Source organism: Kribbella sindirgiensis (assembly GCF_004331435.1).
Lineage (GTDB): Bacteria > Actinomycetota > Actinomycetes > Propionibacteriales > Kribbellaceae > Kribbella > Kribbella sindirgiensis.
This window is the reverse complement of sequence record NZ_SJKA01000001.1, coordinates 608,282-633,923: the sequence shown is the minus strand read 5'-3', so window position 1 is coordinate 633,923 and position 25,642 is coordinate 608,282. Positions and strand designations below refer to the sequence as shown.

Below are 25,642 nucleotides of genomic sequence, written 5' to 3'. Positions count from 1 at the left end.
CCACCTCGTGTTGCCCGCGTCGAACCGGTTGCGCCGGTCCGACGACTTCCGTCGCGCCGTCCGCTCCGGACGGCGCGCGGCGCGACGCGTGGTGGTTCTGCACGTGCTGGCGCAGGCCGGTGAACCCGGCCCGGCGCGCGTCGGATTCGTTGTGAACAAGGCGGTGGGCAACGCGGTTCTGCGGAACCGGGTCCACCGCCGTCTGCGTGCGGTCCTGGCGACGCGGCTCTCCGATCTCCCGGCCGGCAGCCTGACCGTCGTCCGCGCGCTCCCGTCGTCCGCCACGGCGTCGTACGACGAGCTCGCGGCCGACGTCGACGGCGCCCTGAGCCGGGTGCTGCGGCCATGATGCGGATCAATCCCGTGCGCAGCGGGATCATCGGTTTCCTGAAGTTGTACCGGCTGCTGATCAGCCCGCTGTACGGGCAGGTCTGCAGGTTCTACCCGAGTTGTTCGGCGTATGCCTTGGAAGCGGTCGAACGCCACGGTGCGGTGCGCGGTAGCTGGCTGGCGGGGAGACGACTCCTTCGCTGCCACCCGTGGAACCCCGGAGGCTACGACCCCGTTCCTCCCAGAGATGTCGACCAGCGCGGAGAGTCTCTCTCCGCCAACCAGCCCGGACCGTCAGCCGACGCCGGGCCTGTGCAGCGAGGTGTGTGAGTGACTCTTCTGGCCATCCCCGGGCTCGCGGTGTGGGACGGGATCGTAGACCTGTTCAACACGGTGATGACGCCGCTGTACTGGGCCGTATCCGCACTGCTGGTCGGGTGGCACTGGCTGCTCAGCCAGGTGCTCGACCCGAACGGTGGCTGGGCCTGGGCGCTCTCCATCGCCGGCCTGACGATCGTCATCCGGACCCTCCTGATTCCGCTGTTCGTCCGGCAGATCCGCTCCAGCCGGAACATGCAGCTGCTGCAGCCGAAGATGAAGGAGCTGCAGAAGAAGTACGGCCACGACCGGGAGAAGCTCGGTCAGGAAATGATGAAGCTGTACAAGGAGACCGGGACCAACCCGTTCTCCTCGTGCCTGCCGCTGCTGCTGCAGTCGCCGATCTTCCTGGCCCTGTTCCGCGTGCTCGACTACGCGTCGAAGGGCAAGACGCACAGCAGCATCATGGACCCGCACGTCCAGTCGCTGCAGCACGCGAAGATCTTCGGCGCCGAGATCTCGCAGACCTTCCTGAAGGCGAACGGCGACGGCGCCGGCAACGTCAAGGTCGTCGCGATCGTGCTGATCATCCTGATGACGGCGACGATGTTCATCACGCAGCTGCAGCTGATGCGCAAGAACATGCCGAAGGAGGCCCTCACCGGCCAGGCCGCGCAGATGCAGAAGATCATGCTGTACGTCTTCCCGATCTTCTTCCTCATCGGTGGCTTCAACTTCCCGATCGGTGTGCTGATCTACTGGTTCGTCTCCAACGTGTGGACGATGGGTCAGCAGTTCTACGTGATCCGCCGCAACCCCGCTCCGGGCACTCCGGCGTACGACGCCATGCAGGCCCGCAAGCGTGAGCAGAACCTGCGCCACGGCCGCGCGGCCGACGAGGGCGTGCCGGGGACCGAGGGCGCGGACACCGAGACCGAGACGACGGACCGTCGTCCCGCGCAGCGGCAGCAGCCGAAGCGGCAGTCGCGCAGCGACCGGAAGACCGGCGGTCCGGCCGGTGGCGGTGGCGCGGCCGCGTCGAACAACGGCCAGACGACGTCGTCCGCTCCGGAGGACACCCCGCGTCCGCAGGACACGCCCAAGAAGACTCAGGCCGGTGCTGCCAAGAAGCAGCCGGCCGGCAAGAAGGGTACGGGAGCCAAGCGCCAGCCCGCGGCGAAGTCGGCCGCGCAGAAGAAGGCGGCGCAGAAGCGCTCGGGCGGTTCGCGCTGACCCAGCGCACCACCCTGATTCCCCCTCTTGCTGTGAATGCCCCGGGTCCCCGTGAGGCGGATCCCGACATTGTGAAGGAGTGGCCGTGACCGACGGCATGCAGAACACCGACACGGCGGAGCAGTCCGCCGCTACGAACTCCGCCGACGACCGCCTGAAGGCGCTCGAGGCCGAGAGCGATATCGCGGCCGACTACCTCGAGGAGTTGCTCGACATCGCCGATCTCGACGGCGATATCGACATGGACATCGACGGGGACCGTGCCGCGGTCTCCATTGTCGGCGCCGAGCTGAACAACCTGGTCGGCGAGAACGGGAAGGTGCTGGAGGCGCTCCAGGAGCTGACCCGGCTGGCTGTGTACCGGGAGACCGGTGAGCGGTCGCGGCTGATGCTCGACGTGTCGAACTACCGCGCCAACCGGAAGGCCGAGCTCGAAGAGGTCGGCCGGAAGGCGGTCGAGGAAGCGAAGGCGACCGGCACCCCGGTGAAGCTCGACCCGATGACGCCGTTCGAGCGGAAGGTCGTGCACGACGTCGTCGCGGCGGCCGGCCTGACGTCGGAGTCCGAGGGTGAAGAGCCCCGCCGCCGCGTGGTGGTCCAGCCATGACAGCACGCCCGTGACCGAGAACGTTTCACGTGAAACACCGCCGCTCGTGGACAAGCTGTTTCCACGGGCGGCGGTGCCGCTTTCGGCGTACGCCGAGTTGCTGGCGACCGAGGGAACGTTGCGCGGACTGATCGGGCCGCGGGAGGTTCCGCGGCTCTGGGACCGGCACCTGCTGAACTGCGCTGTCGTCGAGCGACTGATCCCGGAGGAGTCATCGGTCGCCGACGTCGGCACCGGTGCGGGACTGCCGGGCATCGTGCTCGCGATCGTCCGCCCGGATCTTCAGGTGGACCTCGTCGAGCCGCTGCTGCGACGCACGACCTTCCTCCAGGATGCGGTCGACGCACTCGGGCTCGAGAACGCGACCGTCGTCCGGGCACGGGCCGAGGACCTGCCGCCGGCGTCGTACGACGTGGTGACCTCTCGGGCGGTCGCTCCGTTGGCCAAACTGGCGAGGTGGTGTCTGCCGTTGTGTGTCGAGGGCGGACTGATGCTGGCGATGAAAGGGGCGTCTGCAGAGGAGGAGCTGGACGCCTCAGAGCGCGAATTGATGAAGCTCGGCGCAGAGCTTTGTCATATTCACCAACTCGGCGGCGATGAACTGGCCAACCCCACGACTGTGGTGAGTATTGTGGCCGGACGTGCTGCAGGGGGATCCCGGCACGCAAGACACGGGAGGTGAGCGGGTTGGTGAGTCGTGCCCTCGGATGGCCCGAGAAGAGCACCGGCGTACCGACGTCGTCACAAGGCATCGGCTGGCCGACCGAACCGGATTCAGCCGTTCGTGTGGTGAGTCAGGAACCCGCTCCCGCTGCCCCGGCACAGACCTCTTCGACCTCGGCTGCAGAGCAACCGCCCCTGTCGCCGCCGATCGACACCTCGGGACTTCAGGCCGCCGCGGCGGCCGGTCTCGACAGTCCGGCGGCCGACGATCCGGCGTCCGTTTCACGTGAAACGCCGGACATGCGGGATGATGGTTCCAGGCCCGATTCGGCGTCACTGGTGGACGTCGAACCGGACCTTTCGGAGTCTCCACCGCCTGTGGATGACGACCGCATGAAACTGCTCCCGCACACGGGAATCCGTCCACAGAAGCCTGTGGACAGAGCTGGGGGCAGACCCGCCCCGACCCCTACAGACATCCTCTTCGGGCCAAGTCCCGCACCTATTGGAATGGGCGCTATGACTGCCGCACAGATCGCCGCGCGGGCCACGTCGGACGAGCTTCAGCGACGACTCCTCGAGACTCCGATCGCCGCCGCCACCGAACGGACCCTGCTGGTGAATGAAGGACGCACGATGGGCCGGGAGTTCCCGCTGCCCGCCCAGACCCGAGTCTTCGTCGTCGCCAACCAGAAGGGCGGTGTCGGCAAGACCACGACGACGGTGAACGTCGCCGCCGGCCTCGCCCTGTACGGCGCGAAGATCCTGGTCATCGACCTCGACCCGCAGGGCAACGCGTCGACCGCCCTGGGCATCGACCACGCCGAGGGTACGCCCGGGGTGTACGAGGCCGTGATCGAAGGCGAGCCGCTCAGCAAGCTGACCCAGCCGTGCGCCGAGCACCCGGGCATCCAGGTGATCCCGGCGACCATCGACCTCGCCGGCGCGGAGATCGAACTCGTCAGTCTGGTGGCGCGGGAGAGCCGGCTGAAGACCGTGCTGGAGGCGTACCTGGCCGAGACCGAGGCCGCGGGGGAGAAGTACGACTACGTCTTCATCGACTGCCCGCCGTCGCTCGGCCTGCTGACCGTGAACGCACTGACCGCCGCCCGCGAGGTGCTGGTCCCGATCCAGAGCGAGTACTACGCGCTCGAGGGCCTCTCGCAGCTGCTCCGGCACATCGACATGGTCAAGTCGCACCTGAACCCCGGGCTCGACGTCTCGACGATCCTGCTCACGATGTACGACGCCCGCACGAAGCTGGCCGGTGAGGTCGCCGCCGAGGTGCGCGGCCATTTCAAGGACGCCGTACTGCGGACCGCCGTACCGCGCTCGGTGCGTATCTCGGAGGCCCCGAGCCACGGGCAGACCGTGCTCGCATACGACCCGGCGTCGGCCGGCGCCCTGTCGTACCTGGAGGCATCCCGCGAGATCGCGATGCGGAACAACGCCTGACGGTGCCGTTTCACGTGAAACGGCCCACGGCCGCCGGTACGGGAGTAGCGGAGTCCGGTGTGCGTTGTGGTAGGCCAGCAGTAGCTCAGCAGGATGTCGACCTCGAGGGAGCGCGATGAACACCCGACTCGGACGCGGACTTGGCGCGCTGATCCCCAGCTCGCCGGCGCCAGGCACCACGACCCTCGGCAGCAAGTCGAGCTCGATTCCGGGGGCGCCCCCGGTCGTGACGCCGGCGGAGCCGGAGGGGCCGGAGCTCGCCGCGGTACCGGGAGCGTCGTTCGCGGAGATCGACGTCGACAAGATCGTGCCGAACCCGAAGCAGCCCCGAACCGTCTTCGACGAGGAGGCGATGGAGGAGCTCGTCCACTCCGTCAAGGAGATCGGCCTCCTGCAGCCGATCGTCGTACGTCGACTCGAGGGCGACACGTACGAACTGGTGATGGGCGAGCGGCGCTGGCGAGCGACGCAGCAGGCCGGCCTCCCGACGATCCCGGCGATCGTGCGGGAGACGTCGGACGATGCGATGCTGCGAGACGCGCTCCTGGAGAACCTGCACCGGAGCCAGCTGAACCCGCTGGAAGAAGCAGCGGCGTACCAGCAGATGCTCGACGACTTCGGGTGCACGCAGGAGGTGCTCGCGACGCGGATCGGACGGTCGCGGCCACAGATCTCCAACACGCTGCGGCTGCTGAAACTGCCGGCATCGGTTCAGCGTCGGGTTGCGGCCGGCGTGCTGTCCGCGGGCCATGCGCGAGCGCTGCTCGGACTACCCAGCGGTGATGCGATCGAGCGGCTCGCACAGCGGATCGTCGCCGAGGGTCTCTCGGTGCGGACGGTCGAGGAGATCGTTGCGCTCGGCGACATGAACGCCGAGGACCCGACCCCGGCGCGCCGCCGGAACAAGCCGGTCGCGCCGCGACTGGTCGACCTCGCCGACCGCCTCTCGGACCGCTTCGAGACGCGCGTCAAGGTCGACCTCGGAAAGACCAAGGGCAAGATCACCGTCGAGTTCGCCTCGGTCGACGACCTCGAGCGCATCGTCAGCCTGATGGACCCCACCAAACCCACCGACTCCTGACTCCACCGGTCCGTCCTGCGGGGCTCTCCGCAGGACGGTTTCGCTGCCCGCGCGCCGAGCTTGCCCGTCGAATTGTCGGCGGCCGCTGGTAGACCTTGGCGTTCACCTGCGCAGCGAACCGGGGAGGACCCAGTGCAGAAGCGACCGCGTGTAGTGGTCAGCGTGGAGGCGAGCGTCGACGGCAAGGTCGCGCTCACCCGCAACGCGCTCCTGATGCATCAGCCGAGTACGGAGCTGTGGGCATCGATGACGCCGGAGTCGTCGGACTCGGTCGCGATCGACGTGACCGAGCTGGTCAAACAGCAGTACGGCTGCAACGCCATCCTGGAGGGCAGCGGCAGTCTGGTGAGCGAGGACGCGATCCCCTCTGAACTGCCGACCTACGACGGCGACCCGGACACTCTCTACGAGCACTTCCTGCCGGCGGAGGTGATCGAGCAGCGGACACCGTTGCACATGTGGTTCACCATCGTCGACAGCCGTGGACGTGTGCGCTGGACCGAGAGACATGAGAACTGGGACGCACTCGTCCTGGTGGCACGGTCGACTCCTGCGGACTATCTGAGCTACCTCCGCCGGGAGCGCATCTGCTATCTCGTGGTCGGCGAGGAGCGCGTCGACCTGAATCGAGCAGTGGCGGCGATGGGCACTGAACTCGGCATCACGTGCGTCCTGTCGAATGCCGGCGGCGGACTGAACGGTGCGTTGTTGCGGGCCGGCCTGATCGACGAACTGCACCTGACGCTGGCGCCTGCTCTGATCGGCGGACTGGGGACGCCGTCGGTCATGGACGGCTCGCCGCTCTCGGTCGGCGAGGCTCCGACGCGTCTGGAGTTGCTCTCGGCGCAGACCGACGCCGGGGGCGCGGTTCGCCTCCACTACGCCGTGCGGCAGAGCTGATCAGAGGCCGAGGCGCCCGGAATCACACGGATGTAAGTTCGCCGAGGGCGCTTAGGATCGCGCTCACAGAGCTAGTTCGTAGTCCGAACTAGCGGGATAGATCGGCAGGGAGATATGTCGACAAATCCATCGCAGCACTGGGTGCAATGTTTCATGTGAAACATTGCCCTCGGTGGGGGCTAGCGACCGAGGAGTTCGTGGCTCGTCTTGCGCTCCGCGTAGAACGACAGGAACGGGATCGTGCCGGCCACGGCCATCAGGACCAGCCGAGGGAAGGACCAGCGGACCCGGCGGAAGAGGTCGAACGTGCCGAGCAGGTACACGACGTAGAGGAAGCCGTGCAGGGGGCCGATCACGTTCATCGCGGCGGGGTTGTCGCCCAGGTACTTCAGCGGCATCGCGACGAAGAGCAGCAGGAGCAGCATCACGCCGACGACGTACGCGATCACGCGGTAGCGAGTCAGCGCGCCGCGGACGGCCGGGGTGAGCGGCTGCGGGCCGGCGGAGGTGGCGGGGTCGGCAGAGGAAGTCACGCTGAAACGGTACCGCTTGGCTCCACAGGCTCCGCGGCGCGGTCACCCGAATCCGGGTCGTCCTCGTGGGGTTCGCGGTGGGCGTCCAGGACCATGCGGCCCCACATCCACAGGGTGAAGGCCGCGAAGATCCACCACTGAACCGCGTAGGCGACGTTGCGCAGGCCGGCGTGGTCGGTCGGGGGCGGAGGCGGTGCGACGATCGCGGGTGCGGGAGACGGTACGGCGCCTGAGTCGACGGCGGACTGTACGACGAACGCGTCGTACACCCGGTAGTTCACCAGGTGCACGATCGTCGGGATCCGAAGCGACGACAGCACCCGGCCCTTCGCGGCGTCGTCCGACGAGTCCTCGGCTTCGGACGCCACAACCGATCCGCTCAAGCGGACCGGGCCGGAGGGCGCTGTGACGGCTGGATCGGAAGGCGACGCGACCCATCCGCGGACGACCATCACGGCGTCGGTGCCGGACAGCTTCAGCGGCGACACGACCCACAGGCCGGCTCGGCCGTCCTGCAGGCGATCGGCGATCAAGACCTGGTCCGCAGCCGGGCCCCACGTCCCGGCGATGGTGACGCGGCGACCGACGGCCTTCGACGGGAGACCCTCGTCGATCGAGAACAGCGACTGGAGTTCGACCGGAGGGGCAGCGGCGCGCTGGGCGGTGGCGTCGGCAGTCTTCGATCGATAGACGCCGAGTTGCCACACGCCCATCACGGTCATGACCGCTGCGATCGCCAGGGCGAGCACGAGCAGTCCGGACCACCGAGGCGTCAGAACCGTCCGCCACAACGGCCGAGCAGACGGTGCAGGGTCGTGGGGGTCGGGCATGGGGGTGCTTGTCAGCGGGCTGCTGCGGTGGCGAGCAGGTCGCGGCAGAGGACGCCGAGCTCGATCCCGGCTGCCTCGGCGGCCAGCGGGACGAGCGATGTCTCGGTCATACCGGGGGCCACGTTCACCTCGAGGAACCAGGGCACACCGGCCGCGTCCACCACGAGGTCCGTCCTGGACAGATCGCGCAACCCCAGCGCCTGGTGGGCCTGCACCGCGGCCGCAGCGCACGCACCGGCGGCCTCAGGCTCGAGCCGCGCAGGGACGACGAACTGCGTCGCGCCCGCCGTGTACCGAGCTTCGTAGTCGTAGAACCCGGAATCCGGCCGGATCTCCACGGCAGGCAGCGCCCGCGGCCCGTCGCCGACGTCGACGACCGTCACGGCCACCTCGGTCCCGTCGATGTACTGCTCGATCAACGCCACCGGACCGTATGCGTAGCAGTTCACCATCGCCGACGGCAGCTCGTCCGCTGACCGCACGATCGACGCGCCGAGCGCCGAACCGCCGCGCGCCGGCTTCACGACCAGCGGCAACCCGATCTGCTGGACCACTGCCTCCATCAGCGCGGCCGCACCCAGCTCGCGGAACGTGTCATGCCCGAGCACGACCGACGCGGGCGTGTGCAGTCCCGCAGCGCCGACGACCGTCGCGGCCACCGGCTTGTCGAACGCCGTACGGCACGCGGCCGCGTCGGCTCCGACGTACGGAACGCCGTACAGGTCGAGGACCTGGCGGAGTGCGCCGTCCTCGCCGGTGACGCCGTGCAGGACGGGGAAAATCGCATCGGGGGGATCCTGGCGCAGCCGATCGACCAGGGAGGCGTCGACGTCGCGCTGTTCGACCTCGACGCCGACGCTGCGCAGGGCGTCCGCCACTCGGCGGCCGGATCGCAGCGAGACGTCCCGCTCGTGCGACAGTCCACCTGCCAGTACCAGCACTCGACCCAGATCACTCATCACAAATATCCCGATCACTCGTGGGCGACTCCGGCACGGTCGCCGGTCCCGAGGCCCACTCGAACGGTACCCCTACCGAATCCTGGACCCCCGCCCGCCCGTAGGTCCCTTGCGCAACCTTTGCGAACCGGACTACGAAAGCTCCGGCCCCGGAGCGTCGTACCCATGGCCGGCGCCCGGCGTCAGCGGGCCGAACGTCTGCCGGAGCTCGAGCTCCTCGTTGATCACCGCGGCCAGCCTGCCGACGCCTTCGATGATCCGCTCCGGCGTCGGATGACAGTACGACAGCCGCATGCACTGGGAGCCGAAACCGTCGGCGAAGAACGCCGTTCCGGGCACGTACGCGACCCGCGCCGTCACCGCCCGGGGCAGCATCGCCTTCGCGTCCAGCCCTTCCGGCAACGTCAGCCAGACGTAGAAGCCACCCCGCGGCCGCGTCCAGGTCGTTGCTGCTGGCATCTTTTCCGTCAACGCCGCGAGCATCGCGTCGCGGCGCTCGCGGTACATCTCCCGGAACTGCTTGACCTGCCCCATCCAGTCGTGCCGGATCAGGTACGACGAGATCGCGAGCTGACTGAACGTCGGCGGGCACAGCGTCGCGGATTCCTGTGCCAGCACGAGTTTCTCCCGAACGGCGTGCGGCGCGACCGCCCAACCGACCCGGAACCCGGGGGCGAACGTCTTCGAGAACGAACCGAGGTAGATGACCCCTTCGCGATCCGCCGCGCGCAACGCCTTCTGCGGCTCACCCTCGAACCCGAGCAGTCCGTACGGGTTGTCCTCGAGGATCAGCAGCTGAGCCTGCTGGCAGATCTCCAGCACCCGCGCCCGGCGCTCGTCGGACAGCGAGACCCCGGCCGGGTTGTGGAAGTTCGGGATCGTGTAGAAGAACTTGATCCGCTTCCCGGCCGCGCGCACCGACGCGATCGCCTGCTCCAGCGCCTCCGGTACGACGCCGTCGTCGTCCATCGCGACGTGCACGACCTCGCACTGGTACGCACGGAAGACGCCGAGCGCGCCGACGTACGACGGCGCCTCGCAGATCACCACGTCGCCGGGATCGCAGAACACCCGCGTGACCAGGTCGACGGCCTGCTGGCTGCCGACCGTGACGACGACGTCGTCCGGATGCGCCTCGATACCCTCCAGCCGCATGATGTCGCAGATCTGGTCGCGGAGCGCCGGGTCGCCCTGGCCGGAGCCGTACTGCATCGCGGTGCCGCCGTTGTCGATCACCAGGTCGCGGACCGCGCCGCCGACCACGTCGAGCGGCAGACCGCCGATGTTCGGCATGCCGCCGGCGAGTGACACCACCTCCGGCCGGCTGGCGACCGAGAACAGGGCCCTGATCTCCGATGCGGTCATGCCCTTGGTCCGGGCTGCGTACGCCTCGACGTAGTTGTCGAGTCGGGTCTGCCGGACATCGGGCACGTCAGCACTCACGGGGGCCACTCCAACGGTGATGAGGGGGAAGTCACCAGGTTACGTCGACAGACCCCAGTCGGGACTGGGGATCGGCGTGACCTCTCACTACCATGCCTTATAGGGGCAGGTTCGACCATGCCGGAATCTGGCTGCTGAGACAGCCGGCCCGAATGGTGCGGCCTGGAGAGGTGGACTGGGAAGGCGGATCAGAATGAGCGTGGGCAGGACAGCCGGCTGGACGCTCGGCGGCTTGGTGCTGGGTGTGCTGGCCGGGTTCGCCGGTGAGCTGTTCCGGCGGCAACCCGCAGGGAAGGTGCAGCAGCGGTACGTCGCTCCCGAGGCGACCCGCACCACGGACGCGCGGACCCCGTCCGCCGTCCCCGAACCGGCGGCCGAACCAGCCGCCCGATGACACTCTGGGCGACACGCACCGTGACGAAGCTAACATTCTGTACGGCCGATCGGATGCGTTGATGGCCCGACGGCTGGAACCGCTGACGCTCGCCAATCTCGGTGAGCTTCCGGTGCCCTGCCGTGACTGCGTGTTCTGGCAGCTCGACCCGGTGGCTGCGCGCAAGGCGGACCGCAACGGTGACACCGGGCTGGAGAAGGAAGCCTGGCTGTCACAGTTGCTGCTCGACTGGGGGACCGCCGGGATCGTGCTGTACGTCGACGACGAGCCGGCCGGGTTCGCGGTGTACGCGCCGGGGTCGTACCTGCCCCGGATCCAGGCGTTCCCGACCGCGCCCGTCAGCCCGGACGCCGTTGTACTGGCGACCGGCCGGATCCTTCCGCGGTACCTGGGCCTCGGGCTCGGGAAGATCCTGGTGCAGGCGGTTGCCAAGGACGTTCTGAAGCGGGGCTTCCGGGCCGTGGAGGCGTTCGGGGACTCGCGGTGGGACGGGCCGGGCTGTGTCTGGCCGACGGACTTCCTGCGTGCGGTCGGCTTCGGGGTGGTGCGCGAGCACCCGCGCAATCCGCGGCTGCGGCTCGACCTCCGGTCGGCGATCACGTGGCGCAGCGAGATGGAGGCCGCCGTCGAGCGTCTGATGGGCGCCATCCGCCCCGAGAAGGCGCCGCCGGCGCCGGTGACGGTCCGCGACGCGCTGCGAGCCGGGCCGGAGTAGCGCATGATCTGGCGACTTCTCGGTGACGTGATGTTCGTGCTGCACGCCGCCTTCCTGCTGTTCTTCGTGATCGGCGGTTTCCTGGCCTGGAAGTGGGCGAAGCTCATCTGGGTCCATCTCGGGATCGTGGTCTGGAACGTCGCCATCGTGATCGTCGACTACGACTGCCCGTTCACGGGCGCGGAGAAGTACTTCCGCCGCAGGGGCGGCGAGACGCCGTACGAAAGCGGCTTCATCAATCACTACCTGGACGGCACCATCTGGCCTGAGGGCGCGACGCCGATCGCGGAGAAGGTCGGCTTCGCGCTCGTGGTGATCGGGTACGTCGGCTTCTTCGTCGTACGGCACCGCCGCCGTACCAAGCTCAGGGGTGAGTCAGTGGGACCCCGGACGTGAGGGGGCGGCGGCCTCCTCATACTGGACACGTGCCCATCGACGAGTACCTGGCTGCCCTGAGCAAGGAGCTCCGGGGACCTCGGCGACGCAAGGCGGACCTGCTGGCCGAGGCCCGCGACCACCTGGCCGACGCCACCGAGGCCTTCGAGGCGGACGGGCTGGACAGGTACGACGCCGAGAAGCACGCGGTGGCCGACTTCGGGACGGTCGAGGAGGTCGCGCCGGGTTATCGCGCGGACCTCGCCGTCAGCCAGAGCCGGCGTACGGCGGTGTTGCTGTTCGCGGCGTTGATCATCCAGCCGATCGTGTGGCGGGAAGGCGCCTGGAGCTGGAACAGCGGTCCGGACGATCCGAATCCGCTGAACGACCTCCTGCAGGTCCTGGTGCGGAACGTCGGCACGATCGCCATCGCCGGTGCCGTCCTCGCGGTCGTTGCCGCCGGCATCGGTCTGCGAAGCCCTTTCGTCCGGACCCACCTGACTCGGGCGACCACGCTCTTCGCGCTGGTGAACGCCGTGACGATCGGCGGGATCGGCGTCCTGATGGCGCTGACCAGCCCGCATCCGAACGGTCTGCTCGACCTCAGTGTCGTCGGGGCGTTCGTCGTGCTGCCGCTGGTGCTGGTCGGCCAGCAGGCCGCTCGCGGCCTACGGCTGGCCCGGGCGTAACACGCCTTCCACCACCGCGCGGAACGTCACCCACTCCTGCTTGCCCGAGGCAAGCATCTTCGCACCGGCACTGGTGAGCTGGTACGTACGGCGTTTCCGCCCGCCGACCGTGCTCCACTCGCTGGCCAGGTAACCGGCCCGCTCGAGTCGCCGGAGCGCCGGATAGAGCGTGCCGGTCGGCAGATCGAGCTCGCCGCCGCTGCGCTCCAGCAGCGCCTCCATGATCGCGTAGCCGTGCAGCGGTTCGTGCTCGACGACCGCCAGGATCATCGGGTCGAGGTGTCCACGCAGCGCATCCGCCTTCATGTAGCCAGTCTACTCATAGGTCTGTTACAGTCGAGAGGCAACATGTAGCCAATCTACTCATCAAGGACGCACCATGACCGTGGACACCGAGATCCGACCAGCCACCCGGCCCGGTCTGCTGCACCGGGTTTCCGGGTGGGCGATGCGGCACGCCGGCCTGGCCCTCCTGCTCTGGGTGCTGGTGCTGGCCGCGGTGATCGCCTCTGCGACGGTGGTCGGCGCCAACTACAAGAACGACAACTCGTTGCCGGGCACCGACTCCCAACGGGTGACGGACATCTTCACGAAGCACCAGCCGAAGGGCGACACGGCCTCGATCCAGCTCGTCTTCCGGGCCGACGGCGGCCTCGACGCGGAGAAGACACGGATCGCGTCGATGCTCGCGGTGGTCCGCGGTCTGCCGCACGTCGCCTCGGTCGCCGACCCGTTCGCCGGTCCAGGGGCCATGTCGACAGATCGACGTACGGCGTACGCGACGGTCGGACTGGACGTCACGGTGGCGGACATGCCGGTGGACGACGTACGGACGATCATTCACCGGGCGCAGGACTTCGCGCACCCGGGCTTGCAGGTCGAGGCCGGCGGGGATCTGGCGCGGAGCGCTGCCGAGAGTTCGGGTGGCGCGTCCGAGGGTGCCGGAATCCTGGCCGCGCTGGTGATCCTGGTCTTCCTCTTCGGATCGTTGCTTGCGGCAACACTTCCGCTGCTGACCGCGCTGTTCGCCGTCGGCAGCACGGTCGCGCTGCTGATGCTCGCGTCGCACCTGTTCACGGTGCCGGAGTACACGACGCCGGTGATGATGCTGGTCGGTCTCGGCGTCGGCATCGACTACGCGTTGCTGATCTTCTCGCGCTACCGCCACGAGCTGCTGAAGGGCGAGGCCGACGCGAAGGTCATCGCCCTGGACACCGCGGGCCGGTCGGTGATGTTCGCCGGCTGCACTGTTGTCATCGCATTGCTCGGCCTGCTGGCGTTGGGACTCGGCTCGTTGCAGGGCGTCGCGCTCGGGGTCACGTTGACCGTGCTGATGACGATGCTCGCCGCGGTGACCTTGCTGCCGTCGTTGCTGACGCTGTTCGGGAAGCGGATCGAGCGGAGTGTGCGCAAACATGCCGCGAAGCAGCGGCGTACTCCCGGCGACGGTTGGCGCAAGCTCGCGGGCGTCGTACAGCGTGGGCCGTGGGTGCCGCTGGTGCTCGGGGTTCTCGCCTTGGTGGCGTTGTCGCTGCCGGCGCTGGGGATGCGGCTCGGGTTCGCGGACGCGGGGACGGATGATCCCGCGAAGACGAGCCGGAAGGCCTACGACCTGTTGGCGGACGGGTTCGGGCCCGGGTTCAACGGTCCGCTGGTCGTGGTGTCAGAGGGAGACCGGACGCAGGAGCTCAGCAAGGCGCTGGCTGCCGATCCCGGGATCGCCGCGGTGACACCGCCGCAGGTGACGCCGGACGGCAAGATCTCCACCGTCCTCGCGTTTCCGAAGTCGGCTCCGCAGGACGCGGCGACGAGCGACCTCGTTCAGCGGTTGCGCGAGGACACATTGCCGAGGCTGCAAGGGACCTACCTGGTCGGCGGGGCGACGGCGGCCGCGGACGACTTCGCGGCCGCGGTGAGCAAGCGGCTGCCGATCTTCGTACTGGTCGTCGTGGGGCTGTCGGCGCTGCTGCTGATGGCGGTGTTCCGGTCGGTGCTGATCCCGTTGAAGGCCGCCGTACTCAACCTGCTCAGCATCGGCGCCTCGCTCGGGGTGATCACGCTGGTGTTCCAGCAAGGCTGGTTCGGCGCGCAGCCCGGGCCGATCGAGGCGTTCGTCCCGGTGATGATCTTCGCGATCGTGTTCGGACTGTCGATGGACTACGAGGTCTTCCTGGTCTCCCGGATCCACGAGGAGTGGCGCCGTACCGGGAACGCGCAGGTCGCGGTCCGCGAAGGGCTGGCAACCACCGGCAGCGTGATCACGGCAGCAGCCGCGATCATGATCGTGGTGTTCGGCGCGTTCCTGCTGAGCCCGGACCGGATGCTGAAGCAGTTCGGCCTCGGCCTCGCGACCGCCGTACTCCTCGACGCCCTCCTGATCCGCTGCGTCATAGTCCCCGCCGTACTCCGCCTCCTCGGCAACCACGCCTGGTGGCTCCCGACCAGCCTCGATCGGATCCTCCCGAAGATCAAGCTCGAGGATCACTCGTAGCGTCGGGGGTGTTCGTGTCGAAGATGGCCAGCCCCAAAGACTTCCACGCATCGAGGAGGCGCTTGTCGCCGGACGCGACGACGAGATCGGCGTCCTCCAACTGTTCGGCGGAAGCGCAGTGGACGGCGTCGTACCCGCGCAGCGCGAGAAGATCCGCGAGTTCGGCCGCTCGCCGGATCAATACCTCATCGATCTCCGCGATCTCGAGTTGCGACCAGAACTGGTCCAGCAGCCGTCGGCACGACGAGTACGCGTGGTCGTCCAGGCGCGCCATGCGATGCGCCTGCGCGAGCGCGGCCGCGGTCTCCATATAGAGCAGTCGGCTCGACACCACGGCGTCGGCGTCATCCCAGAATCGGCGACAAGCTGCACTGCTCGGTTCGCTGACCAGCAGCGGAACGAAAGCCGAGGTGTCGAGATAGCCGATCACCGGCGCTGCTCGTCGATGAGTTCGCCGACCGAGCCATCGGCACGAATCGGGTCGGGCGCGGGCTGCTTCTTGTGACGGGCGGGCTGCACACGCCCTTCGGCGCGAAGCCGCTCCAGTCGCGTCGGTGCTCCGACGGGCACGATGCGGGCGACTGGTTGCCCATGGTCTGTCACTGTCACCGTGCGTCCGGAGCGAACCTCGGCCAGATGGCGGCTGAGGTTGTCGCGCAGTTCCCGAATGCCGACGTCCACGCTGGTCTCCCTCAGGTGGCTACTTCCCTTGACATCATTGTAGCCACTTTCCCCGGGGTCAGACGGTCAGCTGGCCGAAGCGGAGCATGCCGGTGGCGGCGTCTTGTTCCGGGGGGAGGTAGACGCGCTGGATGGCGACGACGATCGCTTCGGCGATGACGTCGCGGAAGGCTGGGTCGGCCAGGCGGGCGGAGTCGTGCGGATTCGTCACGTACCCGATCTCGAGGCGCACCGCGGGCATCTTGGTCCGGCGGAGGAGGTCCCAGGTCTTGGCGTGGGTGTGGCAGTTCAGCAGGTCGGTGCGGGCGACGATCTCGCGCTGCACCAGGCCGGCGAACTGCTCGCCGACGCTCGAACTCGCGCCCTGCAGGTCGTTGCCGTAGAAGTACGTCGCGACGCCCTGCGCGGCCGGGTTCATCGAACCGTCGGTGTGCAGCGAGACGCACAGGTTCGCGTCCGTCTCGTTCGCGAACGCGGCGCGCGCCAGCTCGTCCGGTCCCTGATCGCGGCCACGCGACAAGTACGCCCGTACGCCGGTGGCGCCGAGGCGACCCTCGATCCGGGCGGCCAGGTCGTACGCGATGTCGGACTCGCGCAGGCCGTAGCCCTCCCAGCCGTAGTCGAAGCCGCCGTGACCCGGGTCGATCACCACGGTCTTGCCGGACAGTCGCGGCCCGGCGGCGCGCACGGCTTCGCGCGCACGCAGCGCGTCGGGGCGGCCGCCGGTCGCCATCGGCCGGATCCGCTGCAACGCCTTGAACGTCGACGGGCCACAGGTGCCGTCGGCCGGCAGACCCATGTTGCGCTGGAACTCCGTCACCGCGCGCTGGGTGTCCGCGGCGAAGATCCCGTCGATCCGGGCGACCGCGAACCCGAGCTCCTGCAGCTTCGCCTGCAGGCTCAGGACGTCGTCACCGCTCATCGGGTGCGCCGGGACGTACGTCAGCAGCCGGTCGCCCAGCCGCCAGCGGGCGTCGTCGATCGCCCGGTACGTCTGCGGGCCGACGATCCCGTCGATCATCAGCCCGCGTTGCTGCTGGAATCCCCGGACGGCGTGCGCGGTCGCTTCGTCGTAGACGTCGTGGCCGCCGGTCAGCAGCCCGAGTCGTTGCAGCTTGCCGACGATCTCGGCGACCGCCTCACCGCTGTCGCCGATGCGGTAAACGCCGTGCGGGGATTCCATCAGTCAGTACTCCTTGCCGTGGCGGCGGGCAGTGCTCAGGAAGTGAAGTCGGCAAGCTCCTTCAGCAGCGCGGCCTTCGGCTTGGCGCCGACGATGGACTTGGCGAGTTCACCGTTCACGTAGACGTTGATCGTAGGGATACCGGTAACCCGGTAGTTGCTCGGGGTAACCGGGTTCTCGTCCACGTTCATCTTCAGGAACGTGAGCTTGTCGCCGTGGTCCTGGGACAGCTCTTCCAGGATCGGGGAAACCTGGCGGCACGGTCCGCACCACTCGGCCCAGAAGTCGACCAGTACGGGCTTGTCGCTCTTCAGGACGGTCTGGTCGAACTCGGCGTCAGTGACGGCCTTCATGTAGGTAGCTCCTTCAAGGATGGTTGTGAGGTTCAGACGGAGACAGGCTGGGTGGCGGCCGCCGCGTTCTCGGCGTCCTCCAGGGTGGCCAGGTAGCGCTCGGCGTCCAGGGCGGCGGCACAGCCCGTGCCGGCGGCGGTGATCGCCTGCCGGTAGGTGTGGTCCACCAGGTCGCCGGCCGCGAACACGCCGCGCAGGTTGGTCTCGGTGCTGCCCTGCTTGACCAGGACGTAGCCCTCGTCGTCCAGGTCGACCTGGCCCTTGACCAGCTCCGAGCGCGGGTCGTGACCGATCGCGATGAACAGGCCGGTGGCCGGCAGCTCCCGGGTCTCGCCGGTGACGGTGTCCTTCAGGGTCAGATGGGTCAGCTTGTCGTCACCGTGGATCGTGTCGACCGCGGAGTTCCACTGGAACTCGATCTTGTCGTTGGCGTACGCCCGGTCGGCCATGATCTTCGAGGCCCGCAGCTCGTCGCGGCGGTGCACCAGGTGCACCTTCTTCGCGAACTTGGTCAGGAAGGTGGCCTCCTCGACGGCGGAGTCGCCGCCGCCGACGACCGCGATCTCGTGGTCACGGAAGAAGAAGCCGTCACAGGTCGCACACCAGGACACGCCGTGCCCGGACATCCGGTCCTCGTCGGCCAGGCCGAGCTTGCGGTAGCCCGAACCCATCGCGAGGATGACGGCCTTCGCGCGGTGCTCGACGCCGGCCGAGTCGGTGACGACCTTGATGTCGCCGGTCAGGTCGACCTTCGTCACGTCGTCGGCGACCAGTTCGGCGCCGAAACGCTCGGCCTGGGTGCGCATCTCGTCCATCAGCGCCGGGCCCATGATGCCCTGCGAGAAGCCCGGGAAGTTCTCCACCTCGGTGGTGTTCATCAGCGCGCCACCCGCGGTGACGGAGCCCTCGAAGACCAGCGGTTCCAGTGCCGCGCGGGCGGCGTACACCGCAGCGGTGTAACCGGCGGGCCCAGAGCCGACGATGATGACGTTGCGAACTGCGGTGGAGTCGCTCATTCAGGCGTTCCTCGGGGAGTCGAGATCAGTACGTCGTACTCAACGGATCCTAGAGGCCGACCATTCCCAACGTACCCACCCCACGTCGTTCGAAGCTCAGCGGTTGCGCAGCGTGACCGTGGTCTCGAAGAACGAGGTGGGTACGCCGCCCGGGACACTACATCCGGTGACCGCGAAGACCTGGATCTCATACGGTTTCGCACCCTGCAGCCCGATGATCGTGGACCGCTTACCGTCGATCTTGGCGGGCTGCACCAGCCGGACGTCCGAATTCGCCTGGCCGGCCGCGAACGACCGGGCGCACGACTGCTCGTCGCTCGAGCCGTGCAGGATCTTCGGCGTGTTGTCGAGCCATCGCTTCGCCGACGAGCCGATGTCCTGGGTGTTGACCGCCACCGCGTCGGCCGGTGGCGTGTTGTGGTCCGCAGAGGCGGCGCCGTCGTTCGCCTGGTCCTTGGTGGCGAACACCACGCCGACGCCGAGCGCGGCGATCAGCACCACACCGGCCGCGGCGCCGAGCAGCTTCGGCAGGTGCCGGCGCGGCTCCTCGCGGATCTGGGCCAGCGAGTGCACCCCGACGGTGGACGCGCGCAGCACCGACTCGGACACGATCACCGCGTCCAGGTGCTCGGCGACGTCGGGCGGGATCGGGATGTCGCTGCGGCCTTCCTCGGCCAGGTCGGCGGTCAGCTGCAGAAGCGCGTCGTACGTCTGCTGGCAGTCGGGGCATGCCTTCACATGCTCACGAGCGCGATGCGCCTCGGGAGCAGGCAGCAGGTTCTCGATCAGGTCGGCGATCGTGTCCGTGTCCAGGTGCTCGAGGTGCTCACTGGTCGGCAGACCGGGATCGGTCATCGGGGGCTCGCCTCCTCACGGGAGGTGCGCGGCCGTAGCAGCGTGGTCATAGGGAAACTCCGGTCGAAGGCGTCAGTCGTCCGGTCGCCAGAGGCAGGCGACTTCGCTAGGACGGGCGACCGGGTCATTCGGTTCCCACCGCTTCCGCGGCGGGTTTCTCGGGTACGTCGGACTGCCGGGTGGTCTGCCAGTGGCGCAGCAGCGGGAGCAGCTTGGCGCGACCGCGGGCGCAGCGCGACTTGACCGTGCCCGGGGCGCAGTCGAGGATCGCGGCCGCCTCCTCGATCGAGTAGCCCTCCATGTCGACCAGGACCAGCGCGGCGCGCTGGTCCTCGTTGATCTGCTTCAGGGCGTTCAGCACGTCCAGCCGGCGTTCGCGGACCTCGGCCGGGTCGTCCTCGGCCGGCCCGGCCAGTTCGGCGGCGCGGTCCTCGTCCTCGGGCAGCGGGTCGGCGGCACGCACCTGGCGGCGCCGGATCCGGTCCAGACAGGCGTTCACCACGATCCGGTGCAGCCAGGTGGTCACCTTCGCGTCCCCGCGGAACGAGTCGGCCCGCCGGAACGCCGAGATGAACGCCTCCTGGAGCGCGTCCGCGGCCTCCTCGGGCTCGCCCAGGGTGCGGATCGCGACCGCCCACATCCGGTCCCGGTGCCGCTTGACCAGGAACCCGAACGAATCCGGGTTGCCGGACACGTGCATCCGCAGCAGCTCGTGGTCGTCCAGCTGGTCGTAGCTCACCGGCCCGCTCGCCGGGGCAGCGTGCGCCGTGCCCTGCGGCACCGGCTCACCCGCGCCGATGCGCGGGACGTCCGGCCGGGGCGGCGGGTTGCCCGAGTCCACGTGAGCGGTCATTTCTGGATCGTGACCTCCGAGATGATGCCCTGGTACCCGTCGGACACCTTCGGCAGCTTGGTCAGCCACACCAGCACGTACTGCGACTGCGTACCGGCCGGCAGGGTCACGTTCACCGTACCCTCGGGCTGGTCCTCCTTGGTGGCCACGGCCTTCCAGCCGTCGATCGACGACGGCGGCTTGGTGGTGTCGCCGCTCGGGATCAGCACCTGGAAGCTGGTGTCGTCACCTTGCAGGGCGACCGCGACGCTCGAGACGGACGTCTTCGCGCCGAGGTTGTAGTAGATGCCGACGCCCGGCTTCAGGCCGCCGAGGTCCGGGCGCTTCTTGTACGACTGCGTCTTCCAGTCCGTCGACGGGTCGCCGTCGTAGGTGTTCTTGACGTCCTTGGGGTGCTCGACGTCGTCGCCGTCCGGGTCGAAGTCCTTGGCGCTCGCGATCACCGCCTTCCCGCCGGTGGTCGCCGACGGAGTGGTGCTGGTCTGCGGCGGGGCAGTGCTCTTCGTTCCGCCGTCGCCGCTGCTCTGGTCGTTGTTCATCGCGCCCTTGAGCAGGAACTGCGCCATCGCGATCACCGACAGCAGGGCCAGGATCGCGAGCAGGATCAGGATCCGGCCGCCCCAGCCGCCCTTGGCCTTCGGCTCCTCGTGCCGGCGCCGGCCGTTCCCGTTCGAGGGCGGCGGTGGCTGCCGGCGTACCGGACGGGTGTCGGTCGCCGGGTTGTACGCCGCCTGCGGCTGGCGGTACCCGTTCGGCTCCGAGTCGTACGCCGGTTGCGGGGTCGGGTCGATCGCCGGGGGCGGGGCCTGCGGCACCACCTGGGTGGCGTCGTCGACGCTGCCGTTCTGCCGGGCGACCTGGACGGTCTCGTCCATCTGGTTCGGTGGCTCGTGTGAGCTGCCGACGACGCCGGACAGCGCCGCGGACAGGCCGGCCGCGCTGGTGATCGGCGGCGCGTGGTGCCGCGGCGGGTCACCGAGCAGGCGGTCGCAGATGTCGTCCAGCGAGCGCGGTACGCCGGCGCGCACCTGGCGCGGGCTCAATAGCCGGCCGTGCTCGACGGGCGCGGGCTGCATGCCCCACGCCGGTGCCGGACCGGGCCAGCGGCCGGTCAGCGACGTGTAGAGCAGTTGGCCGAGGGAATGGACGTCCTCCTCCGGTGAACCGGCGCCGGACGACCGCAGCGCCGCCTCGGTGGCGACGCCGATGACCTTGATCGCGCCCGCGTCCGTGATCACCACGGTCGCCGGGCTGATCGCTCCGTGCGCGTAGCCGGTGCGGTGCAGGTTCTCGAGGGCCTCGGACACCTCGCGGGCCAGCCAGCCTGCCTGCTGCCCGGTCAACGGTCCGGTGCCGAGCATCCGCTCCAGCGTCCGGCCGCCCGCCCACTCACGAACGCAGTACGTCACGCCGTCGTGCATGTCGCAGTCGAGCACCCGCAGGAACCGCGGGTCGTTCGCCGCGGCGGCCCGGCGGGCGGCGTCGAAGAGCAGATTGGTCCGCGGGTCACCGACCGGCAGGACGTCGACGACGACCGCGCGGCTGAGGACCTCGTCCACGGCACGCCAGACCCGGGCGCCGTCGATCTCCGCGAGCAACTCGGCGATCCGGTACCGCCCGGCCAGGAGGGCACCAGGACTCACGGTCTGGTTCGACACGGTGTCTCGCCCTCCTATAAACCACAACGTCCGGATCGCAGGCCCCATGGTAGTGCCCTACTGACCGGACAGGTGGTGCACTAACGCACAAGCGGGCCGGATCAGCGGCGGATCGGCAACTTCGATGTGACCATGGACACGACGTCGTTGACTTCGTGGATACGGAGTACCCGTGACACACCGGCGTACACCGGCAGCATCACGACCGCCGCGATCCCCAGTTGGAGGACGGCACCGAGGGGTCCGGACCAGTCGATCACCAGGCTCAGCAGCCACAGAGCCACGCGGCCCGCGCCGGCGCTGGCCACCGCGGCGATCACCATCGCGAGCAGCGGCAGCCCGATCCCGGCACCGGGGACCCGCGGGACCCTGCGCCGCAGGACGGGCCGGGAGATCAGTACGGCGACCAGGTACGCCAGCGCGTACGCCCCGCCGAGCACCACACCGCTGAACCGGAGGTGCGCCTGGTCCAGCAGGACACGGACCCCGATCACGGCCGCCGCGATGTTCGTCGCCGCGATCACGCACTGCAGGAAGAACGGCGTACGGGTGTCCTCGAAGGCGTAGAAGGTGCGGAGCTGGAAGTACTGCACGGTGAACGGCACGATCCCGAGCGCCAGCGTCATCAACGTGTACGACATCAGCGTCAGGTTGTTCTTGCCCGAGCCGTACCCGGCGATGATCGTCACGATCGGGTACGCGAACGCGATCATCGCGGCCGCCGCCGGTACGACGATCGCCAGCGTCTGCCGGATCGACCGGGCGGACAGCCGCCCCACCTCGGCGGTGTCGCCGTCGGCCGCCAGCGCCGACATCTGCGGCAGGGCCGCGGTCGCGAGCGAGACCGTGACGATGCCGTGCGGCACCAGGATGATCAGCATCGCGGTGCTGTACGCGAACAGACCGGCCTTCGCACCAGGGTCGTTCGAGGCGCTGCCGGCGATCGCGAGCTGGGTGACGACGACCAGCGTCACCTGGTTCACGGCGACGAAAAGAACCGTCCAGATGCCCAATCGGGCAGTGTGCCCCAGACCAGTACCGCGCAGACCGAACTTCGGCCGGTAGGTGTGGCCGCTCGCCTTCAGGTACGGCAGCAGCACCAGCAGCTGCACGGCGATGCCCACCGTGTGCCCGAGACCGAGCAGCAACTCCTCGCCGTGGCTGTACGTCGGGGGGTTGTCGCCGACCCGGTAGATCAGCAAGAAGACCACGATCGACGCGCAGGCGACGATGTTGTTCGCGATCGGCGCCCACATCATCGGACCGAACCGGCGCCGCGCGTTCAGCACCTGCCCGACCAGGACGAAGGCGCCGTAGAAGAAGATCTGCGGCAGGCACAGCCGGACGAACATGATCATGTTCGCCTTCTCGGTCACCCGGGACGGGTCGTGCAGCTCCTTCGGCAGGTACAGCTCGGCGATCGCCGGCGCGAGCAGCACACAGGCCACCGTGACGATCGCGAGGACGACGAAGCCGAACGTCAGGATCCGGTTCGTGAAGTCCTGGCCGCCGTCCGCGTGGTTCTTGATCGCGCGCACCAGCTGCGGGACCAGCACGGTGTTGAAGACGCCGCCGGCCAGCAGGATGTACAGGCTGTTCGGGATCGTGTTCGCGGCCGTGAAGATGTCGCCGCGCAGCGCCGTACCGATGGCGGCCGCGAGCAGGGCGATCCGGATGAATCCGAGCAGGCGGGACAGCACCGTTCCGGCTGCCATCACCGCCGCGGAGCGCAGGGTGCGGTCAGCCATCCTTCGAACCGACTCCTTCTTTCAGGGACGCCTCCGGAGCCGGAGCCTCGGGTACGCCGTTCGCCGCTGGGCGATCGTGGGCGGGATCAGACGTGTCGTCTGCGGTGGCTGCGGTGGTCGCAGCGACCGTGTTGCGGCGTTCGGTGCGGACCCGGCGGTAGATGCGGACGAACGACGTACCGAACAGCAGGGCGCACGCGGCGCCGACCAGCACCCAGCCGACGCTGCCGTACTGGCTGGCCTGGATCAGCAGCTCCTGGGACTTGCCGACCGGCTTGCCGCCCGCGGTGACGACCTGGGCGTTGGCCCGGATCAGACCGTTCTGCTCGGCGCTCGCGTTGATCCGCGGCGTCCACTTCTGACCGGGGCCGAGCACCACGGTCTGCGGCGTGGTGATCTTCAGGTCGGACCGGTTCACCGACGTGACCACGATGCCGACCCGGACCGACCAGTCCGTCTCGTTGGTGATGGTCAGCGGGAAGGTGCCCTTGCTGCCGGCCAGGTTGACCTTGATCTCCTTGCGCAGCCCGCGGTCCACGCTCGCGTTCACCAGGTGCACCTTGCCGAGCTGCTGGTTGGCCGAACCGAGCTCGATCGCCGTGAAGTGCCGCGCCTCCTCCGGGTAGCCCTTCCAGCCGGATGACGTGGACCGGAGCAGCGCCTGCGTCATGACCTCCGGCAACGCGGTCGCGTCGTCGAGCAGGTCCTGCAGAGTGGTGGTCGCGGCGTCGAGCTGGCTGACCCTGTCCAGCTGAGCTTCGGTCAGTACGCCGTTGGTCTTCGCCGCGGCCGGTGCCCTGGTGGTCAGCGGTCTCGGGTTGGCCGCCACCACGCCGGCCACGTCGGTGGCCTTGATCCACGGCAGCGACAGACTGCCCGCGAGTGCGGCCGTGGCGCGGCCGTCGTTGTCCCAGCCGCGCGGCGGGGCGACGACCACCGACGCGGTGCCCTTGCCGCCGGCCGCGATCAGCGCGGTGACGGCCGCGAACCGCTGCCGGACCTGAAGCGGGCTGTCGGCGGTCTCCGGATCCGGGCCACCGGTGGTCAGGGACGAGTTGGCGATCACCGCACGCTCCGTGCGATGCGTGCCACCCGGCGTGAGTACGTTGTACACAGGGGTGCTGGTCAGCACTGGACGAGTGGCCGCGGACCACGAGGAACTGCTGACGAGGTTGAGGTCATCGGCGGTGGAGCCGGGGAAACCGCCGGCCGCGGCAGCCAGGTACCGGCTGGCGGCGGCACCTCCCTCGAGCCAGAGGCCGTTGGTGAACCCGGGAGCCAGCTCGCCGCCGGAGCGTTCAGTCTTGGTCCGGGCCTGCGCGACCAGCTTCTTCAGTGGGTCGCCGGAGTCCACCAGGCCGGCGACGTCCGGGTCGCCGTACGGCAGCAGCACGACCTGGTTGCCGCGGGCGCGGCCGGCGTCGAACTCCTTCAGCCAGGTGGTCGCGGCGGCCTGACCGGTGCCGGCCGTGGTCTGGCCGTTCTCACCGACGACCACGTACCCCTTCGCCAGCTGCCGGATCTCGTCCAGCATCGCCGGGTCGACCATCCAGGTCACCTTGTGCTGCCGGCCGAGAGCGAGTGAGCGGCCGAGTTCTCCGGTCGGGGCCAGCGCCGCGGACAGCGACTCGTTCGCGAAGTTCTTGCCGCCGAGCTGCGTCGGGCGGTGCAGCAGCGGTACGACGAGAGCTGTGTTGACCGCCCGGGTCAGCGGCTGCTTCCCGAGCACCGGCATCAGGGTGCGGGCGCGGCCGGCCATGATCCGGTTGCTGTTCGGCGGCTGGCCGCGGAAGGTGACGCCGACCACGTACACGCCGGTGGCGTCGAGGATCCGCCACTCCTTCCACGGCACCGTCAGCGTGAACGCGACCGTTTCCTTCGGCGCCAGCGGCTTCTCGAACGGCTGGAACGTCTGCTCGTCGTCGGTGAGGTTGCTGCAGCTGTCCCGGTCGTTCATCGGGATGTTCTGCTCGGCGGAGATCGCGTCCAGCGCCGCCGTACTGGCCAGGCGGGTGCGGTCGATACACGCGAGCGCCTGCGGCTCCTCGAACGTCACCGAGCTGGTGTTCGTCACCCGGCCCTTGATCACGACCGACTGGCCGGGTTTCGGCGCGGTCGGGCCGAACGTGTCGATGGTGACCTGGACGGCCGGCTCGTCGGCGGGTGCGGCCTCAGCCGGAGCACCTACAGCCGCTGCCGAAGCAGCAACCACAAGGCAAGCTCCCGCCACTGCGGAGAGCCTCAGTCGCCGTCTGAACACGCCGTCACCGTAACCTAGT

General features: G+C 68.9%; 27 protein-coding genes and 1 pseudogene. 13 read left to right on the top strand and 15 right to left on the bottom strand.

All coding sequences use genetic code 11. From position 1 onward, the window contains the following. Nucleotides 1–7 precede the first annotated feature (7 nt). The 8 genes and pseudogenes from rnpA (at nt 8) to E0H50_RS03160 (ending at nt 6,587) form a co-directional block, all read left to right on the top strand. The gene (rnpA, locus tag E0H50_RS03195) at nt 8–349 is read left to right on the top strand and encodes a ribonuclease P protein component (protein ID WP_131284489.1); all 342 of its coding nucleotides are present in this window, start codon (nt 8–10) and stop codon (nt 347–349) included. After that, nucleotides 346–660: a membrane protein insertion efficiency factor YidD gene (yidD, locus tag E0H50_RS03190; protein WP_337590361.1), complete on the top strand. Its 315-nt coding sequence runs from the start codon at nt 346–348 to the stop codon at nt 658–660. Before rnpA ends, yidD begins: the two co-directional genes overlap by 4 nt. A 9-nt stretch (nt 661–669) precedes the next feature. Continuing rightward, a pseudogene (yidC, locus tag E0H50_RS03185) lies at nt 670–1,650 on the top strand (membrane protein insertase YidC); the annotation flags it as partial. A 316-nt stretch (nt 1,651–1,966) separates the two neighbouring features. Continuing rightward, nucleotides 1,967–2,488 carry a Jag family protein gene (locus E0H50_RS03180; RefSeq protein WP_475009204.1) on the top strand — a complete coding sequence of 174 codons (522 nt, stop codon included), beginning with the start codon at nt 1,967–1,969 and terminating at the stop codon, nt 2,486–2,488. 10 nt (nt 2,489–2,498) lie between these two features. After that, the gene (gene rsmG, locus E0H50_RS03175; protein WP_131284486.1) at nt 2,499–3,170 is read left to right on the top strand and encodes a 16S rRNA (guanine(527)-N(7))-methyltransferase RsmG; all 672 of its coding nucleotides are present in this window, start codon (nt 2,499–2,501) and stop codon (nt 3,168–3,170) included. A gap of 500 nt (nt 3,171–3,670) precedes the next feature. Continuing rightward, the gene (locus E0H50_RS03170; protein ID WP_165546985.1) at nt 3,671–4,606 is read left to right on the top strand and encodes a ParA family protein; all 936 of its coding nucleotides are present in this window, start codon (nt 3,671–3,673) and stop codon (nt 4,604–4,606) included. 115 nt (nt 4,607–4,721) lie between these two features. Continuing rightward, nucleotides 4,722–5,687 carry a ParB/RepB/Spo0J family partition protein gene (locus E0H50_RS03165; RefSeq protein ID WP_131284484.1) on the top strand — a complete coding sequence of 322 codons (966 nt, stop codon included), beginning with the start codon at nt 4,722–4,724 and terminating at the stop codon, nt 5,685–5,687. Between the two features lie 132 nt (nt 5,688–5,819). Next, nucleotides 5,820–6,587, top strand: coding sequence for a RibD family protein (locus E0H50_RS03160; protein WP_165546984.1), 768 nt, complete (start codon nt 5,820–5,822; stop codon nt 6,585–6,587). 179 nt (nt 6,588–6,766) lie between these two features. Here the strand turns inward: E0H50_RS03160 and E0H50_RS03155 are convergent, their stop codons facing one another. The 4 genes from E0H50_RS03155 to E0H50_RS03140 all read right to left on the bottom strand — a co-directional run bounded on the left by E0H50_RS03155 (nt 6,767) and on the right by E0H50_RS03140 (nt 10,352). Next, on the bottom strand, nt 6,767–7,120 hold the full coding sequence (locus E0H50_RS03155) for a DUF3817 domain-containing protein (RefSeq protein ID WP_131284480.1): 354 nt from the start codon (nt 7,118–7,120) through the stop codon (nt 6,767–6,769). Beyond that, on the bottom strand, nt 7,117–7,911 hold the full coding sequence (locus E0H50_RS03150; RefSeq protein WP_238150737.1) for an SURF1 family protein: 795 nt from the start codon (nt 7,909–7,911) through the stop codon (nt 7,117–7,119). Before E0H50_RS03150 ends, E0H50_RS03155 begins: the two co-directional genes overlap by 4 nt. 50 nt (nt 7,912–7,961) lie before the next feature. Continuing rightward, a complete protein-coding gene (locus tag E0H50_RS03145) occupies nt 7,962–8,909 on the bottom strand; it encodes a D-alanine--D-alanine ligase family protein (RefSeq protein WP_131284476.1) in 948 nt (315 codons plus the stop codon). Nucleotides 8,910–9,041: 132 nt separating this feature from the next. After that, the gene (locus tag E0H50_RS03140) at nt 9,042–10,352 is read right to left on the bottom strand and encodes an aminotransferase-like domain-containing protein (RefSeq protein WP_131284474.1); all 1,311 of its coding nucleotides are present in this window, start codon (nt 10,350–10,352) and stop codon (nt 9,042–9,044) included. Between the two features lie 193 nt (nt 10,353–10,545). Here E0H50_RS03140 and E0H50_RS03135 point away from each other — a divergent pair, with 193 nt between their 5' ends. The 4 genes from E0H50_RS03135 (at nt 10,546) to E0H50_RS03120 (ending at nt 12,525) form a co-directional block, all read left to right on the top strand. Next, on the top strand, nt 10,546–10,746 hold the full coding sequence (locus E0H50_RS03135; RefSeq protein ID WP_131284472.1) for a hypothetical protein: 201 nt from the start codon (nt 10,546–10,548) through the stop codon (nt 10,744–10,746). Nucleotides 10,747–10,807: 61 nt separating this feature from the next. Beyond that, nucleotides 10,808–11,461 (top strand): GNAT family N-acetyltransferase, encoded by a 654-nt coding sequence (locus E0H50_RS03130; RefSeq protein ID WP_131284470.1) that lies wholly within the window; start codon nt 10,808–10,810, stop codon nt 11,459–11,461. Between the two features lie 3 nt (nt 11,462–11,464). After that, a complete protein-coding gene (locus E0H50_RS03125; RefSeq protein WP_131284468.1) occupies nt 11,465–11,857 on the top strand; it encodes a DUF2784 domain-containing protein in 393 nt (130 codons plus the stop codon). Between the two features lie 29 nt (nt 11,858–11,886). After that, the gene (locus E0H50_RS03120; RefSeq protein WP_131284466.1) at nt 11,887–12,525 is read left to right on the top strand and encodes a permease prefix domain 1-containing protein; all 639 of its coding nucleotides are present in this window, start codon (nt 11,887–11,889) and stop codon (nt 12,523–12,525) included. Here the strand turns inward: E0H50_RS03120 and E0H50_RS03115 are convergent. Then, nucleotides 12,505–12,831: a PadR family transcriptional regulator gene (locus E0H50_RS03115; protein WP_131284464.1), complete on the bottom strand. Its 327-nt coding sequence runs from the start codon at nt 12,829–12,831 to the stop codon at nt 12,505–12,507. The two genes, E0H50_RS03120 and E0H50_RS03115, sit on opposite strands and share 21 nt — an antisense overlap. A 73-nt stretch (nt 12,832–12,904) precedes the next feature. On the opposite strand from E0H50_RS03115, the gene E0H50_RS03110 reads away from it, so the two are divergent. Then, nucleotides 12,905–15,016 carry an MMPL family transporter gene (locus E0H50_RS03110; RefSeq protein WP_131284462.1) on the top strand — a complete coding sequence of 704 codons (2,112 nt, stop codon included), beginning with the start codon at nt 12,905–12,907 and terminating at the stop codon, nt 15,014–15,016. Here the strand turns inward: E0H50_RS03110 and E0H50_RS03105 are convergent. The 10 genes from E0H50_RS03105 to E0H50_RS03060 form a co-directional block, all read right to left on the bottom strand. After that, nucleotides 14,994–15,446: a type II toxin-antitoxin system VapC family toxin gene (locus E0H50_RS03105; RefSeq protein WP_131284460.1), complete on the bottom strand. Its 453-nt coding sequence runs from the start codon at nt 15,444–15,446 to the stop codon at nt 14,994–14,996. The two genes, E0H50_RS03110 and E0H50_RS03105, sit on opposite strands and share 23 nt — an antisense overlap. Beyond that, nucleotides 15,443–15,697, bottom strand: coding sequence for a type II toxin-antitoxin system Phd/YefM family antitoxin (locus E0H50_RS03100; protein ID WP_131284458.1), 255 nt, complete (start codon nt 15,695–15,697; stop codon nt 15,443–15,445). Before E0H50_RS03100 ends, E0H50_RS03105 begins: the two co-directional genes overlap by 4 nt. A gap of 58 nt (nt 15,698–15,755) precedes the next feature. After that, entirely contained in the window at nt 15,756–16,880 is a 1,125-nt protein-coding gene (locus E0H50_RS03095; protein ID WP_131284456.1) for an N-acetylmuramoyl-L-alanine amidase, read from the bottom strand. A gap of 35 nt (nt 16,881–16,915) precedes the next feature. After that, nucleotides 16,916–17,233, bottom strand: coding sequence for a thioredoxin (gene trxA, locus E0H50_RS03090; protein ID WP_131284454.1), 318 nt, complete (start codon nt 17,231–17,233; stop codon nt 16,916–16,918). 32 nt (nt 17,234–17,265) lie between these two features. Next, nucleotides 17,266–18,249, bottom strand: a complete 984-nt coding sequence (gene trxB, locus E0H50_RS03085) for a thioredoxin-disulfide reductase (protein ID WP_131284452.1) — start codon at nt 18,247–18,249, stop codon at nt 17,266–17,268. A gap of 96 nt (nt 18,250–18,345) precedes the next feature. Next, nucleotides 18,346–19,104, bottom strand: a complete 759-nt coding sequence (locus tag E0H50_RS03080) for a hypothetical protein (RefSeq protein WP_131284450.1) — start codon at nt 19,102–19,104, stop codon at nt 18,346–18,348. A gap of 124 nt (nt 19,105–19,228) precedes the next feature. Next, complete coding sequence (sigM, locus tag E0H50_RS03075; RefSeq protein WP_238150736.1) at nt 19,229–19,957, bottom strand: RNA polymerase sigma factor SigM; 729 nt, start codon at nt 19,955–19,957, stop codon at nt 19,229–19,231. After that, a complete protein-coding gene (locus tag E0H50_RS03070) occupies nt 19,954–21,615 on the bottom strand; it encodes a protein kinase family protein (protein ID WP_131284448.1) in 1,662 nt (553 codons plus the stop codon). Before E0H50_RS03070 ends, sigM begins: the two co-directional genes overlap by 4 nt. A gap of 101 nt (nt 21,616–21,716) precedes the next feature. After that, entirely contained in the window at nt 21,717–23,363 is a 1,647-nt protein-coding gene (gene murJ / locus E0H50_RS03065; RefSeq protein WP_131284446.1) for a murein biosynthesis integral membrane protein MurJ, read from the bottom strand. Beyond that, nucleotides 23,356–25,575, bottom strand: a complete 2,220-nt coding sequence (locus E0H50_RS03060; protein ID WP_131284444.1) for a hypothetical protein — start codon at nt 25,573–25,575, stop codon at nt 23,356–23,358. The genes murJ and E0H50_RS03060 overlap by 8 nt, the downstream gene beginning before the upstream one ends. Nucleotides 25,576–25,642: the final 67 nt, after the last annotated feature.